Origin of the sequence: Paenibacillus sambharensis (genome assembly GCF_003233845.1) — a bacterium.
In the GTDB taxonomy this organism is placed as follows: domain Bacteria; phylum Bacillota; class Bacilli; order Paenibacillales; family Paenibacillaceae; genus Paenibacillus_I; species Paenibacillus_I sambharensis.
The window spans coordinates 189,076-203,897 of record NZ_QKRB01000036.1 but is presented as its reverse complement, the minus strand read 5'-3'; the positions used below and the strand labels follow the sequence as shown (position 1 = coordinate 203,897).

Annotated in this window: 17 protein-coding genes; 12 read left to right on the top strand and 5 right to left on the bottom strand. The window is 54.2% G+C overall.

The features are described from left to right. Positions 1–16: 16 nt before the first annotated feature. Genes DNH61_RS06440 through DNH61_RS06405 form a run of 8 tightly spaced genes read left to right on the top strand, consistent with a single transcriptional unit; the run spans position 17 to position 7,285 of the window. Entirely contained in the window at positions 17–451 is a 435-nt protein-coding gene (locus DNH61_RS06440) for a hotdog family protein (RefSeq protein ID WP_111145843.1), read from the top strand. A 4-nt stretch (positions 452–455) separates the two neighbouring features. Then, positions 456–908, top strand: coding sequence for a 3-hydroxyacyl-ACP dehydratase FabZ family protein (locus DNH61_RS06435; RefSeq protein ID WP_181438603.1), 453 nt, complete (start codon positions 456–458; stop codon positions 906–908). Then, positions 905–1,699 carry an alpha/beta hydrolase family protein gene (locus DNH61_RS06430; RefSeq protein WP_111145841.1) on the top strand — a complete coding sequence of 265 codons (795 nt, stop codon included), beginning with the start codon at positions 905–907 and terminating at the stop codon, positions 1,697–1,699. Before DNH61_RS06435 ends, DNH61_RS06430 begins: the two co-directional genes overlap by 4 nt. Positions 1,700–1,724: 25 nt before the next feature. After that, positions 1,725–2,612: an alpha/beta hydrolase gene (locus tag DNH61_RS06425; protein WP_181438602.1), complete on the top strand. Its 888-nt coding sequence runs from the start codon at positions 1,725–1,727 to the stop codon at positions 2,610–2,612. After that, positions 2,602–3,570, top strand: coding sequence for a hypothetical protein (locus DNH61_RS06420; RefSeq protein ID WP_111145839.1), 969 nt, complete (start codon positions 2,602–2,604; stop codon positions 3,568–3,570). The genes DNH61_RS06425 and DNH61_RS06420 overlap by 11 nt, the downstream gene beginning before the upstream one ends. Beyond that, a complete protein-coding gene (locus tag DNH61_RS06415; protein ID WP_181438601.1) occupies positions 3,570–4,679 on the top strand; it encodes an aminopeptidase in 1,110 nt (369 codons plus the stop codon). Before DNH61_RS06420 ends, DNH61_RS06415 begins: the two co-directional genes overlap by 1 nt. A gap of 23 nt (positions 4,680–4,702) precedes the next feature. Continuing rightward, positions 4,703–5,632 (top strand): DEAD/DEAH box helicase family protein, encoded by a 930-nt coding sequence (locus tag DNH61_RS06410; RefSeq protein WP_111145837.1) that lies wholly within the window; start codon positions 4,703–4,705, stop codon positions 5,630–5,632. 27 nt (positions 5,633–5,659) lie between these two features. Beyond that, on the top strand, positions 5,660–7,285 hold the full coding sequence (locus DNH61_RS06405; RefSeq protein WP_111145836.1) for a carbamoyltransferase family protein: 1,626 nt from the start codon (positions 5,660–5,662) through the stop codon (positions 7,283–7,285). 42 nt (positions 7,286–7,327) lie between these two features. Here the strand turns inward: DNH61_RS06405 and DNH61_RS06400 are convergent, their stop codons facing one another. From DNH61_RS06400 to DNH61_RS06385, 4 genes are read right to left on the bottom strand one after another with little or no spacing between them, the layout of a single operon-like run. After that, positions 7,328–7,825, bottom strand: a complete 498-nt coding sequence (locus tag DNH61_RS06400) for an adenylyltransferase/cytidyltransferase family protein (RefSeq protein WP_111145835.1) — start codon at positions 7,823–7,825, stop codon at positions 7,328–7,330. After that, positions 7,822–8,271, bottom strand: coding sequence for a hypothetical protein (locus tag DNH61_RS06395; protein WP_111145834.1), 450 nt, complete (start codon positions 8,269–8,271; stop codon positions 7,822–7,824). The genes DNH61_RS06400 and DNH61_RS06395 overlap by 4 nt, the downstream gene beginning before the upstream one ends. Further along, positions 8,268–9,677 (bottom strand): glycosyltransferase family 9 protein, encoded by a 1,410-nt coding sequence (locus tag DNH61_RS06390; RefSeq protein WP_111145833.1) that lies wholly within the window; start codon positions 9,675–9,677, stop codon positions 8,268–8,270. Before DNH61_RS06390 ends, DNH61_RS06395 begins: the two co-directional genes overlap by 4 nt. Further along, on the bottom strand, positions 9,653–10,681 hold the full coding sequence (locus tag DNH61_RS06385) for a bifunctional heptose 7-phosphate kinase/heptose 1-phosphate adenyltransferase (RefSeq protein ID WP_111145832.1): 1,029 nt from the start codon (positions 10,679–10,681) through the stop codon (positions 9,653–9,655). Before DNH61_RS06385 ends, DNH61_RS06390 begins: the two co-directional genes overlap by 25 nt. 119 nt (positions 10,682–10,800) lie before the next feature. Between DNH61_RS06385 and DNH61_RS06380 the strand changes: the two genes are divergently transcribed. The 3 genes from DNH61_RS06380 to DNH61_RS06370 are packed head-to-tail and all read left to right on the top strand — an operon-like array spanning position 10,801 to position 13,256. Next, positions 10,801–11,604, top strand: a complete 804-nt coding sequence (locus DNH61_RS06380) for a phytanoyl-CoA dioxygenase family protein (RefSeq protein WP_245947970.1) — start codon at positions 10,801–10,803, stop codon at positions 11,602–11,604. A 14-nt stretch (positions 11,605–11,618) separates the two neighbouring features. After that, positions 11,619–12,452: a phytanoyl-CoA dioxygenase family protein gene (locus tag DNH61_RS06375; protein WP_111145831.1), complete on the top strand. Its 834-nt coding sequence runs from the start codon at positions 11,619–11,621 to the stop codon at positions 12,450–12,452. Between the two features lie 18 nt (positions 12,453–12,470). Continuing rightward, a complete protein-coding gene (locus DNH61_RS06370) occupies positions 12,471–13,256 on the top strand; it encodes a phytanoyl-CoA dioxygenase family protein (protein ID WP_111145830.1) in 786 nt (261 codons plus the stop codon). Between the two features lie 12 nt (positions 13,257–13,268). On the opposite strand, the gene DNH61_RS06365 is transcribed toward DNH61_RS06370, so the two are convergent. After that, a complete protein-coding gene (locus DNH61_RS06365; protein WP_111145829.1) occupies positions 13,269–13,637 on the bottom strand; it encodes a VOC family protein in 369 nt (122 codons plus the stop codon). Between the two features lie 143 nt (positions 13,638–13,780). Between DNH61_RS06365 and DNH61_RS06360 the strand changes: the two genes are divergently transcribed. Continuing rightward, entirely contained in the window at positions 13,781–14,818 is a 1,038-nt protein-coding gene (locus DNH61_RS06360) for a hypothetical protein (protein ID WP_111145828.1), read from the top strand. Positions 14,819–14,822 lie beyond the last annotated feature (4 nt).

Sequence of the window (14,822 nt, the reverse complement as noted above, 5' to 3'; positions counted from 1 at the left end):
GGAGGGTACTGGCCAATTGGATGTGAGACAAATTCTACAATTGCTTCCCCATAAGCCTCCCTTCCGACTGGTCGATGAAGTGTCTTTATATATCCCCGGAAATAAGCTGGAGGCCCGGTTTAATCCGGCCGATTACCGTGATGCATTCGGCGGCCTAGATTATGTGCCCATCGCGATACTGCTCGAAGGATTGGCGCAGACCGGTGTACTGCTTACCCAGCTGGAGACGGCCCCCCTTGAAGAACATGAGTTTCCGATGCTTGGTACAGTACGGGCAGATATCCACCGGCCGGTCATGTGGCCGGAGACGCTTGTATTCATGGTTAAACCGTATCGGTTACTGACCAAGAGCGCTGTCCTGCATGGGACCATTCAGGGGAGCGGAGGATCGCCAATCGCTGAGGCTCAGCTTTCGGTTGCCGTCGCCAAGGCTGAATTGGAAGGAGAATAAGGGGATGAGACCCGATTTGCTGCGAGAGCTGCCCTACAAGAAGCCCTGGATATTCGTAGACAGGATTATCTCCTGCATTCCGTCTCAGCAGATCAGTACGCTGAAGAACATTACGAGCAGCGACTTTTTCCTTCGGGGCCACTTTCCGTCTTACAGTGTATTTCCCGGGATGCTGCTGCTCGAGGGAATAAAGCAGTCCTGTGAGCTGCTCGTGAAGCTGTCCGGTTATGAGCCGGAGCCTGAATTTCTTCAAGCCGCACAGCTTCAGATACGCTTGCTGAAGCCTTCTCTTCCGGGTGATACGGTCGTTTATTCCGTGAAATGGACAGCGGAAGAGGATGGAAGAATGCTTTTCTCGGCTGAGGGTAAGATCGAAGGCGTCCCCAGTGTGCGCTGCACCTTCCGGCTGGCGGCAGACGCAGTGAGGCATTCGGGAAGAAAGGAGGGAACCAGATGACAGAAGAGCGTCTGGTGGAAATATTTGACCAGGGATGGCTCGCAGGGGTCCTTCACCTTCCTGAGCAGAGCACATGGCCCTGTCCGCTTGTGATCTATTGTCCGGGTAAGAACGGCGAACGGTACGAGGTGCACCGCCTTGCAATCAAATTCGCGAGGATGCTTGCTGGCATGGGTATCGCTTTCCTGCGCTTTGACTATTACGGCTTGGGGTTAAGCGATGGCAAATATCATCATATGACGACCTCAACGAAGGTGTCCAACATAATTGCGGCACATCGGTATGCGGCAACATTAAGGGCGGTCGACAAGAGCCGAATGGCTTATCTGGGCTTCAGTGATGGCGCTCGCATTGCCTTGATGGCATCGCAAAGAACTACTGTGAAGGACCTGGTGCTGTGGAGCCCGCTGTTTTGTGAGATCGGCGGCAACTTTCCGAATAAGAAGCATCCCCGTTTCACCCGGCACTCGCGCGACCGGGACAGCCTGGTTATGCCTTGGGCGGGGTTATGGGTAGGCATGGAATTTTACCGGGATCTGCAGAGCATTGACATCAACCGGGAGCTGTCGGACTTTCAGGGGCGTTCGATTATGGTTTATGGCAATGACGACCTGCTGATCAAGGAGGAAATGGAGCAGCTGGCAACCGACCGGTATGCCGTCTACCGTGGCGACGGGCGCAATACAGTGTGCAGGGTAGATAAGGCAGGACACCTGTTCACCTCCGTTCCGCTCGAACGGGAGTTAATGAAGCTGTCATCCGATTGGCTTGTGCGTTTGTGGGACAGATAGCAGTCAGGGAATGGAGGGCTGGGATTTGTGGCATCAATTCAGATTCGGAACGGGAATGCGGCTAGCAGCGGTTGAGGAATACACCTCTGCCGAGCGAACTGAACAGCCGCTGATTATCACCTTGGCTGGGCTTGGACAGGCGATGAGCGAGAAGAATTATCTGTTCTCAAATCTTAGGAAAAGGCTTGCCGAACATAATCAGTGGGTTGTCCAGTTTGACTATATGGGGCATGGAGACAGTGCGGGCCTGCTGGAGGAAGCTACGATTGCTTCTATGATTGACGATACACTTGCCGCACTTAAGACGTTCACAGCGAAGCGGAAGCCGGGCAGGATCTATATGATCGGACACGCATTAGGCGCAGTTGTCGCGCAATCGGCGGCGTTAGCCTGGGAACAGCAAACCGGCCAGACCTGCATACCGGTCCTGCTGTCTCCTCTGATCGGTCCAATTCCTGCTGCGAAGGATGTATTGGACCCTGGTGCGCTTGCATTGTTCGACAGGGAAGAGGCAGTAGATACACGTCTGCTGTTCCCGGGCTCCGATTATTACACACTGAGCGATTTCAATGAAGAGCAGTACCGGTATATGCAGCGCCTCGGCGCCCACCCGCTGTATTTGCACGGCCAATGTCTGGGACGAGCCCTGCTGTCAGAGCTGGATCAGCTTGTGCCGGAAGAGCTGTACAGCCGGAACAGGCACGGGCTCCATGTGATATGCGGACAGCGCGACAGCATGACGGCCAGCCTAGCCGCGCGGCTTCCAAGATCGACGCTTCATCTGCTGAAGGATGTGCACTATTACCACCAGCATCCGGCCAGTATGGATGAGGCAATTGATATCATACAGACCATTACGATGCCGACCCTGACGGAGTCTTCCCCGGGAAGGGGGACTTCAGTTGACGGGTGACATTGCCAGTGTGTTGGGAGAGACGGAGAAAATTCGGGTATATGACCTGAACTATCTGGACTGCTCCAAGGGCCAGTATGTCAGTTATCTCAAGTGGCGGGGTTATCACGTTGAAGCCCTTTACTACAATGCGCTGGAGAAGACGAGCACGCTCTATGACGAGTTCTTCGTAAAGAAGAAGGAACGATGGCAGTTTGATGAAGAAGGCTTTCAAGAGTCTGACTGGCCGTTAATCGGCGTCGTGCAGAATACCCGTTATGCGGAAAGCTTCCGTGAGGTGGAGGATGAAATCATTCGGCGGCTGCAAAATTGCACCATTGTATTCCTGTCAGTGGATACGTATTATCTGCATACCCGCCCGCATGTCTACGGGAAGCATCATGAGCCCCACTCCCTCGCCCTGATCGGAAGAAAGGATGGCGATTGGCTGGTATTGGATGAAAGGTCGTCTCACCTGCTTGTCTACGCGTACACGCATGAAGCAATTTGCCGCGCATTCGACTCTCCGTACGGCTTAAAGCAGGTAACCTGCTTTGAGCCCTCGCCCACGCAAGGCCCCCCTCAAGTTTCTACTGAAGGAATTATTTCCCGGTACAAAACATGGCTGGCCGGATTTGAAGACGATCTCAGCCTGTACGAGCTCATCATTCAATGGATGGAAGAATCCAAAGACGGGGCATTGCAGGAAGGGCTTCTGCGGTCAATAAGCGCAGCCTTCACATTATTGAACGGCTCACGGGATAAATTTGCCGCCTTCACCGCCTATATGGGCTTTGATCCCGCTATCCCCCGAATGCTGGCGGATTGCGCCAGAACAGCGGATTCACTGCGCAATAGTGTCAATAGAGCAATCCTGTCCGGCAAGCTTCCGGCTTCCTCTATTATCGACAAATGCAGTCTGCTTCGGGAACAGGAGCGGGAGATGATCGATACACTGAAAGAAAGGGGGACAAGGTGATGAATTATGGCGATGTAAAACGGCTCGCACAAACCATAGTTATGCGTTCGTTAGCCGTAACGGCGGGACAGAAGGTGCTGGTTGATCTTTCGGGAGAGGTACAGCCGCTTGGGTCTGCGATCGTTAACGAGCTGTGCCGCAGGGGAGCGGTTGTGCAGCTCAGGGAGACCTCTGCCGCCTACCTCAAAGCGCTCATATCCGGCAGTTCAGAAGAGCAGCTCAGTGCATGGGCGGAAGCGGAGCTGTCGCGAATGGACGGAGTGGACGCTTACATAGGCCTGCGGGCAGATCAAAACCAGTATGAGTTTAGCGATATTCAGGAAGCCCGCTATGCAGCCTACATGAAGCGCTTTCTGGTTCCCTGGCATCACCGGATGGCCATGCTTCCAAGCTGGCTGCTGCTCAAGTATCCGACGCATGGAATGGCTCAGCTCGCAAGAATGGGCAGGGAACAGCTGGATGCTATCTTCGTGCGTTCATGTCTGCTTGATTATGACAGGCTGGCTGAGCGTGCCCGGCCGCTCGGGGAGAGACTGATGTCGACGCGTGAGGTTCGGATTGTCTCACCAGGGACGGACTTAACATTTGATATTACGGGGATGTCCCACTATATGTGTGACGGGAGATACAACCTGCCCGATGGCGAAATTTTTACCGCGCCGCTTGTAGAATCGGCTGAAGGCATTATAACGTTCAATGTTCCGACCTCGTTCCTTGGGATGACCTTCGAGCAGGTGGGGCTTGAATTCCGCAAAGGCAAGGCAGCACCCCTCCCGGGCTCAAGCAGCCGGCTTGCCGAGCTGCTGGCTGCGGATGAAGGCGCTTCGCGGATTGGCGAATTCGGCATCGGACTGAACAATTGCATACCCCGGCCAATGAACCAGCTGCTCTTCGATGAGAAGATGGCGGGCAGTATTCATATCGCATTAGGGCAGGCGTTCCCTATGGCCGATAACGGCAATGTATCGGACATCCACTGGGACCTGGTGCTGCACCAGGCGGAAGAATATGGCGGAGGCGAGTTGTACTTTGACGGCAGGCTTGTCCGACGTAATGGATTGTTCATAGACGATGAGCTGAAGCCGCTCAACACGTACGCCGAAGAATAAGTGAATGAGGAGGTTGTATCTGATTGAAAACGATAAGTCTTCCAATAAGGCCATCCTTGATAACCTGCGACCCGCAGCATGCCTTCCCTCTAAGTGTGCTGGAATCAAGTGATATTGACTATAAGCCATGGCTCTTCTCTAATTATATCGATATGTATGGAAATCCCCTTACAGGAGAGATCGGCTTCTGTTCTCCCGCTCCGGATGCAGGGCTGCTGCATACACAGACGGTAGACCGGCGGACGATGCTCGAGCGTCCAGCCAATATTTCTACCTTGCTGAAACAAAGTCTGGAGGGCGGTTATTACGTATGGGCTTCCGTCAGCCAGTACTATCTGCAGTACCGGGCGGTATATACGGGCTCACGCGTGATGAAGGACATATTGGTATATGGCTATGATTCTTCTCAGGACTTGTTCTCCTACTGCGCGATCAGCAAGAATGGCGTGTTTGAACAACGCCAGCTGCCGGCCATTCATATGGAGCAGGCATTCTGGAGTGCCAGTCCGCCTGATCCGAAGCGGCATCCGGTTAGGCTGCTCCGGGCATCTGACCGGGAAGGCGCTGACTTTCGGACTGGCCAGGTCCAGACATTGCTGAGGGAATATTTGAACGGCGGCGTACAGCTTCCGCACATATTAATTGAGCAGCTTGAAGCCGTGGAGCGGCGGGAGAGAGAAGTAAAGCTGGTTTACTTCACTTTATGGCTGGAGCACAAGATGATTATGCAGCAGCGGCTCGCGTATATGCGAAAGACGGGAGCACTGACGGATGACAGCTGCGAGCAGGCTTATGATCCCATATATCGTCACGCTGAGATTATCCGCAAGTCTGCGATCCGCTATATGTGGACGAGAGAGACTAAATATAAGGAGAGGGCATGCCGTTTGCTTGATGGCATGATGGAGGAGGAGCGTAAGTGTCTGAGCGACATCCTGTGCCGGCTGGCTTAATTGAACATTTGTAAAGGGGGGAGCGCATTGAATATACTGGGCCTCGGCGGATCGACCCATGACTTCTCGGCTTGCGTAACACGTGGCGGTCTACTAGAGAGCTATATTGAGGAGGAACGGGTTACACGGGCAAAGCACTCCCTCCATCTTGGAGTGAGCATGCGTCACTGCAGAGCGGCAGGCTACTGCCTTGATGCCAGCGGTCTTACGATAGATGACATGGATGAAATCATTGGCAGTGATATTATCGAACCGGCTTACTACTCCAAATACGCAGGGCGCATTACCTTGATGAACCATCATCTTGCCCATGCTGCCAGTGCTTATTATCCGTCTTCCTTTGAGGAAGCGGCCGTTCTTGTAGCGGATGGCCGCGGGAGCCAAGAGGAGGGCGGAAGCCGCAAGGAAACGTTCTCGTTCTACTACGGCAGAGGAAAAGAACTCGTGCTGCTGGACAGAATTTACGGCGAAGAAGCCGATAGCGATATTGCCAATTCGCTTGGGAAATTCTACGAGGAGGCAACAGCGGCGATCGGATTCGGATTCCTGGAGGATGGCAAGACGATGGGCCTCGCACCTTACGGCACCGGCCGGTATGTGGCAGCATTCTCGCAATTGTATGAACTGGACAGTCTGGGACGCTTCCGTCAAACCCCGGCCCAGCTTGCACACATGCGGTCCTTCATTGCAGAAGTATGCGGCCGGGAAGGAGAGGGCGATCAGGCCCGAAGGGATGTGGCCTATGCGGTACAGTATCATACCGAGCAGGCCTGGATTGCTGCATGCAGGTATCTGCACCGCTTAACGGGAGCAGAGAACCTGTGTCTGGCTGGAGGCGTGGCACTAAACAGTGTAGCTAATGAGAAGCTGCTGCGGTTTACGCCATTCAAGAGAATCTTCGTTCAACCGGCTTCAGGTGATGCGGGCACTGCCATTGGCAGCGCCCTCTACGCACATTACAGGCATAAGGATAACATCCGCACCGCGGACCCGCGTCCGTTCTCCCCTTACCTAGGCAGAACATACAGCACAGATGAGTGTACAAGGGCGCTTGCGGCCCATGCTACCCGGCTTAATATTACGAAGCCTGCAAATATATACGACACGGCTGCCAGGCTGTTGTCGGAAGGCAGTATCATCGGGTGGTTCAGCGGGCGTTCCGAGATCGGACCGCGCGCACTCGGCAATCGCAGTATTCTCGCGGACCCGCGCCAGGCGGACATGAAGGATATATTAAACCGCCGGGTGAAGCATCGCGAACCGTTCCGTCCATTTGCCCCGATCGTACTGGAGGAGCGGCAGGAGGAATACTTCGCTCTGCGCCATCCCTCGTATTACATGCTGCTCGTGCCGGAGATTATTCCTTCCCGGCAAAGTGATATTCCTTCCGTCACCCATTACGACGGGACAGGCAGGGTCCAGACCGTCAATTCATCATTGAACCCGCAGCTGTATCAGCTGGTCAAGGCATTTGATGCCTTGACGGGGACTCCGGTGCTGCTGAATACCTCATTCAATGATAACGGGGAGCCAATCGTGGAGTCACCGGAAGATGCGGTTGCCTGCTTCTTGCGAATTGATTTGGATTATCTTGTTATCGGTGACTACCTGGTTCAAAAAAGCAGACAAATAGGACTGTCCGAAGGGCGCTGATAGCCCGGGGGACAGTCCTCCTTTATTTAGCGGAGCAGTGGTTTATGAGCCAGGGTCAGGGTCAGGCCGATGCCGTTCAAACAGCTTGTCTGACAGGATGGAGGAAGATGCCGCCTTGCTGCTGCCCAGGCAGCGGATTTCGCAGCCGATGCGCATTCCGGTCTCCCGTTCAGGGAAATCTCGATCCCGGTAATCGACCCCTTTCACGAAGAGCGAGGGACGCAGGAGCTCGAGCGAGGTACACAGGTTATCTTCGCCGAAAATAAATACATAATCGACGGCGTGCAGGGCTGCCACAATGCGGCATCGTTCGAATGCCGGAAACAAAGGCGCCCTCTGCTTCACTCTGATGACAGATTCATCAGAGTTGATACCGACAATGAGCGGTCTGCCCAGGGCAGCGGCCTCTTCCAGATAGTCCAGATGCCCGACATGGAATAGATCGAAGCATCCTCCGGCGAGTACCATTTCCCCGGCATTAACCGAACCGTTCGATAACCGCTGTACCAGCTCGGAGCGTTCAACGATCTTATTCCTCATAGCGCTTCCTCCTCTGTTGCGAATTTGTTGATCAGGTAAGCAACTAACGGAGCATAGCTGCTGCTGTGGCGTTCGGCCGCAAATACATAGCAGAAAGGCGAGAACTGCAGGCTGACGAACCGGTGTCCGAAATTAACAATGCGGTCGTCAATGACCAGAGCCGTTATCTTCACGGGTACCGGCCATAGGGAGTTGGCACTGCGGTATGAATGCCTGTCCGACAAAATAGTAGAATCAGCCAGAACAATCCCTAAGCTGCGGCGGCCATGGCAACTGCTGCCGTATTCATGTTCCTCCCACAACCGCACGTCAGGCTGTGCTGCCTCTTCGCCGTAGCGGGCTACCGTGTATCCATTTCGCCGCCATTCCTCCGCTAGTGCCTTCATTGCAGCAGCAGCGCCCTTTCGCTGCGATGTGCGGTCATAGAGCACAAGGTGTCTGGTCATGATTTCACCCACTCGATATGGAATCCATTCAATGTATCCTCAATTGTTATCCGGCTCTGCTTCAGGGGGAGATGCCCGTCCAGCATCTCAATGAGACGCTGAAACACGTGATCTGGCGTGATATCCTCGCTCCGATTGCTCTCGGGAACCATACTGTAATTCATATACAGCGGGCGGAAGCTGAGGAAGGAGAAGGAAGAGGGGCTGTTCTTCTGCAGATGGGGTACATTCTTCCCCCAGATTGTAAGATTGGGAATACCGGCAAGAGCGGCAGCATGCCCGAACACGCTGTCAATGCCGACAACGGCATCAAGCAGAGGGACAGCGCTTAGTGCGCGGTCCAGCGGCAGCCGGCTCCAATCTGTTGCGCATGGCAGGGGGTGAGCTGTGGGGGAAAGCGGAATGAGTCCGATACCCGCTTCCATGCAATGCTGTGCGAAATGCTCGGCATGGCGCTGCGGCCAGCAGCGTGCCGCTTCTCCAGTATGATGCTGAAAGCCGATAAGGGCTTTATACTGCTGCCGGAGCCGGACTGCCTCCTCCGCTAATAAGGAGTCGGCTGGTGATACCGCTGTGCCTGTGCGGGCATAACGGTTCAACAGCTGGGGATCGCCGAGCGCCTGGGCCCATAATTCCACAACATGATGCAGCTTTGGTGCAGTCAATCGAAGGGAAAGTAATATAACATCCACGTAACGGTCGGATTTGGTGATGGCCTCGTACATGTGATAGCTGTCCATGAATCCCAGAACAGAGCAGTGGTTCAGCCGCTTACGAAGGAACGGAACAGTCTTTTCCCTGGCAAGCACATGAACCGGCTCTCCCCGGCTTCTTCGGCGGTCGATACTGTCCTGCAGAAGGGGAATCGCCATTAAGGAGTCGCCATATCCGAAGAACCAGTCTGCCACGATTGCTGTTGTACGGCTGCCTTTACCTAATGGACGGCGGGGCAAGACGTCGGTGAACAGGGGGAAATATAGAGAGGCGTCGCCCTTAACGACACCGTTCAACAGGAAATGCCGGGGAACACACTGGATGAGCATATCATTGACGAGAAAAGCTTCGGCCTTGTCGTTCAGCTCGGCGAGAAATCCCCACAATGGTTCATGGGCTGACGGAGACGCTGGAGCCTGTTGTTCCGGTTCTGCTCCCGCAAACCAGCTGTCCAGCACGGCCAGCGAGGCGCCGTCTCCAACGCAAACGGTGTGGAAGCCTTGTTCCGCCAGGTACCCGGCGTCTATGCTCGCGCCAGATGCCATGTGTATGGCGACAATAGAACGCGTCTGTCCGGCAAGCCGGTTTAAGACGTCGGATCCCATGGGGAGAGGGGCAGCAATAAACAACCGTCTCCCCTTGTTTCTGGCATAGAGCCGGTTTTGCTTCAGCTTTGCGCTGAATAAGTCCATTCCTTGTCTCCTCCTCTCCGTGTGAAAATTAAATTCTGAATATGCCGCTGCTGAGACAGCGCTGCAATGTCCTCCGGGGTTACCGTGGCAGTGAATGGCTTCGATACCGCGACCCCTGCAGCAAGAGCGCCAGCAAGGAGGGCATCTGCGGAAGATGCGCCAATGGAGGCATACACGGCAAAGGCTGCGATAAGAGAATCGCCTGCGCCTACTACAGACAGGGGATTGCGGCATAACGCAGGAAGACAATAACAGCGGTCGGCTTCAATCAGGCAGCAGCCGCGGCCTGCATCCTTCAGTACAAGCATCTGGATGTCATATTCATCCATTAGCTTCCGGGCCGCCATAATAGCGTCGACAGCGCTTCCGAACGAAGAGGAGGTTAACTGGTTAAATTCATTCAGATTCGGGAAGATTGCCGTGGCACCCCGGTACCGGCCAGGGTCATTCCCGGAAGGATCTATGTATACAGGTATCCCGCAGCTTCTCGCAGTTGTAATGAATGTCTGGATCAGCTCTGCATCAAATAGGCCCTTCCCCAGGTCCGAGAGGATGAATCCATTAACGCCAGGTGCCAGGGAGCGCCACATTTTCGCCAGCGTTTGCTTCACATCCGGGTCCAGGGGACTCCGGTCCTCACGGTCGATACGCAAGCGGGTTGCCGACTGCTGCTGCAGCCTTGTCTTTAATGTCGTTCCCCTTAGAGGGGTTCTCGCTACAGCAGATGTATCCAGCTTGGGATGCAGGTTAGCAAGCAGCAGATCTCCCTCATAATCTGTTCCAATTACGCCCAGTACCTGCCCGGCAGCCCCTAGCGAGCAGACATTGTTTCCCACATTCGCCGCATTTCCGGGAAAATATCGTGTGCTGTAAATATTCCACAGGTCAACCTGTTCGTTATCGGAGTATCCGTCCTCGCATTCACTGTACTGGTCTAGGAGCAGATCGCCCGCAATGGCAATGCGCCCCAGAGGGTGGCTAGTATCTTTTTGGGATCCATTCATTCCTTCACCTCGTTTCAAGCTCTATTCCTATCATACAAAACTGGCAACCGTAAGAATCTGGTTTTCCGTTTAAGGATGCTTAATGAAAGCCGAGAACAGCATGGAGCATCTCTTTTAGTATGAGAGTATACGCACAGGAAAGGGCGGTTGAGATGATCAACGAGCAGGCAGAGCTTGAAGCATTCGAACGAGATGGCTATGTAGTCATAAGAGGCGTATACAGTCCGGAAGAGGTTCAGTCACTGAACCGGGAATACGAGAAGGTATGGATGGCAAGGATTGCGGAAGCGAAAATTCAGCATAACCCTGAGGAGCCGCTGAACAGCCTGTTCCCAAGGTTAAAGGACTGTCACTGGGATAGCGAAACGATCCGCCGCTTAGCCTTTCTTCCGGCAGCGGCCGGCCGTCTGGAGCGCTGGACCGGCGAGGAAATGCTGCTGGTCTCGACCAATTATTACTTTAAGCCGCCAGGGATGGACGGAATCCCGTGCCATCAGGATAACTATGGCCTCGGTGTGAATCCGGGCACGTGTTATGCCATCTGGATCAGCTTGGATGAAGCGGATGGCGAGACAGGCGGAATGCGTTTCTTCCCGGCCACCCACAAGCTGGACATTATGACACCGGAAAAAATCGTGGACGAGAAGGCAGACACATTCGGCGGTTACGTTCAGGTGCTGCATGCGCCTGATGGGTACGAAGCTGTTCAGGTGACCACTGAGCCGGGGGATATCGTGATCTATCACGGCCATATCATGCATGATTCCCCTGGTAATGCAACCGCGGACCGCTTCCGCCGCTCGCTGATCGCCCACTTTGCCGGAACAGGGACGGAGCGGCTCCTCCTGAACTTTAACCAGTTGATGGATAGGGAAGGCAATCGTGTCCGCAGACGCTTGAATGCAAGAAGCAGAACATCATAAGGGGAGGGATAAGGATGCCTGAATGGATTGGCGAGGCGGAGAGGAAAGCATTCAGAGAACAGGGCTATGTGAAGATTCCGGGGGTGTACAGCAGGGAACAAATTGATCAGGTCAAGTCGGCTTACGAACAGTACTGGCTTAAGCTGGTAGCCGCTGGCGAAATTATCGCAAAGGGAAAGAGGCCGCTTGAGCGGCTGTTCCCCCGGATGAGGGATTACCACCGGAAGAATGAGGCAATTGCCCGCTTCGTTCTTGACCCGGCATCCTTTGATATCGTGGAAAGCCTGATTGGCGAGGAAGCCTATATTATCTCTACCAGCTATTACTTTAAAAGTCCTACTACACGGGCGCTGCCGCTGCATCAAGATAACTATGCGTTCGGGGTTGAACCGGGCACGACCTATGCTTTCTGGGTTAGTCTGGATTCCTCGGATGAAGAAAACGGGGGGCTGCAGTTCGTCCCTGGTACCCATCACCTTGAACTGATGCTCCCCGAGACGAATCCGGGAGATGTCCGGCATTACTTCTCGGACGAGGGGCAGCGGATTGATGTACCGGAGGATGCCGGGCTCATCCACGTGGACACGGAGCCTGGAGACATCGTTGTCTTTGACGGCAATATTATTCACGGCTCGTCCGCCAATGTCTCCTGTGACCGCTACCGGCGGTCGCTGCTTACCCACTTCTGCGCTGCCAGTGTCGAGAAGCTGGCATTGAATTTCAATAACCTTCTGGATAAGCACGGCCAGCGGGTGCGTAAACGGCTAAACACCCATACGAAAATAACGGAAACCCCCGGCTCCGTATTTGCTATTAAGGAAGCCAATTATTTTGATTCCTGGAAGTAAAGGAGAAGTGCTGTATTCATGCATGATTCACCCTTGTCAGATCCATTTCCGCTCGGGACAGAACAAGTGTCAGACTACCAGGAGCAGGGGCATCTGTACGTGCCGGGGGTCATCTCAGCGGAAGCCGTGAGAACATTTCGCAGCCGGATATACGCATTGGTGGAACGGCTGGGAAGAGGAGTCTTGCACAGCTATATAAGAGACGATTTCGGAGGGAAGTTCCTGGAGCTGACGAACGTATGGAGGCTGGATCCCGAGCTCCGGGAGCTGACCTTTGCCCGCCGCTTCGCTAGGATGGCAGCCGAGCTGCTGCAGGTGCCCTCCGTCCGGCTCCATTACGACTGCATCTTGTTCAAGGAAGAGGGTGGCGGACCGACGCCCTGGCATCAAGATCAGTTAGCGTGGCCGCTGGATACGGAGCATACCATTACCATGTGGATGCCGCTGTCCGATATTCCTTCTGAAATTGGTTCCTTGTCATTCCTAACAGGCTCCCACCGTCTGGGGAAGGCAAGCATGCTGGATGCCGTGCGGCAGAATCTGCCGGAGGTGAGCTATGGCGCAATGAAAGCCGGAGACGCCACCTTCCATAGCGGCTGGACCTTTCATGCCGCCAAAGGCAACCCGATGAAGCGTACCCGGGATGTATTTGCTATTGTCTATTATGCCGATGGCGCGGTGCTGACAGCTCCCGGTACGGAAGCATACCGCCAGGAGCATCTGAATAAATTCTTCCCCGGGCAGAAGCCCGGGGAAGCGGCAGCAAGCGAGTTGAATCCCTTGTTATGGGACAATCAGCCATGATGAAGGCATCTGTCAGGGCCTGATGGAAAAGCAGCGGATAGCGTTTCCATCCGGATCGCTGCACAGAAAGGCAAGCTCATCCTTGCTGTGTACCAGTTCACTTGGCTTCAAACCGGCCAGGACAAGCTGATCCCGGAAGGCTTCCACTCCCTCTATCTGCAGTTGAATGAGCGGACACTCGGCAGGTTTGGCCTGCGGAATCCTTTCACAATGCAGAAGCCACAGGACCGTATTGCTCCCCGCCAGTCCGAGCACGATCCGTTCCTTTTCCACCATATACACATCGAAGCCAAAGTGCTTCACATACCACTGCATGGAGGAAACGGGTTCCGCTGCCGGCAGGCTCACTCCATGCAGCTGCGGACCAAGTTGAGTTTGCATGACAATCATCCTTTCGTTATTCATAGATACGACAATACTATAAGCGATTATGCCGCCCGAAACTCGGCTTCTTGATAGACATAAGCGCCGAGTTCCAGGGCAGAACACGGTCTTATAATAGGAAGGTGGAAGGAGGGGGTGCATTGAACCAAAGGCAGTTACCGGTCCATCTTAACCCGGGATTATCGACGGAATGCTATCACAATTATCGTCTCAGTATTCTGCTTGCCTTCCCTGGAGGTGAGAGCTGGGCACACAGCCATTTCGTAAACCTCACCGTTCGCGGTCAAGGGGATGGATATTTCCCAATGGTCCGGTTCGAGGAGCATCTGGATATCTATGACGGGATGCTTGAGGAACAGACAGTGGAGTGCGGAGCGGGCTGGCTGGATGCCGTAAGGCAGGCGGTCGATGAGGAAGCGTATATGCTGGTGTATGTGAACTGGAGGCATATTCCGGGTTCCCGCTATCATGGGGTCCGCGATATGGTGCATGAGGCATTAGTTTATGGCTATGACGACGAGCGGCAATGTCTTAACGTTATCGGGTTTGATATGCATGGGAAGATGTACAGCCCGTTCCAGCTGGATTACACGCTGTTCGAAGCGGAGCTGGAGAGAGTTCTGCAGCACGAGCTTCATCAACAAAGGTGGTTCGCTTACTATGGCTTCCCGCTTGTACGGATCCGGCGCCTGCTCCCTTGGCGGGATGCCTTCAATGCCCAGGCTGTCTTCTTTGCCCTCGACCGGGGGAGCATCAGGTCAGAACAGGCATCCGAATCGGCATATGCTGCGGGCTGCTATGTCAATGAGTATCTGGGGGGTTATTTTCTGCGGATGCACCAGGAGGGTCCGATCGGACAGGGGGAGTTCGGGCTGTGGAATATTCTGATGCATAAGATGGCTCAGCATAAACGGCTCATGCTGCAGCGAATTGATTATATGAGGCAGCAAGGGGGCACAAGGGAGCAGGAGCTGTTGAGAATCCGCGACTTTTATACGAAGTCCAATGCCTGCTTATCCAAGGCAAGGTCAATGTCTCTGCAGTATCAGCGTTCCTGTGACAGAGAGCTCATGCCGCTCATAAGCGAGATGTTCCGGAAGATGTTTGAACTGGAGAAACGGGCGGTACCGATGCTTAAAGAATATTTGGTCAGGCAGCGGCTCGAAGCGTTTGGTTAACGGG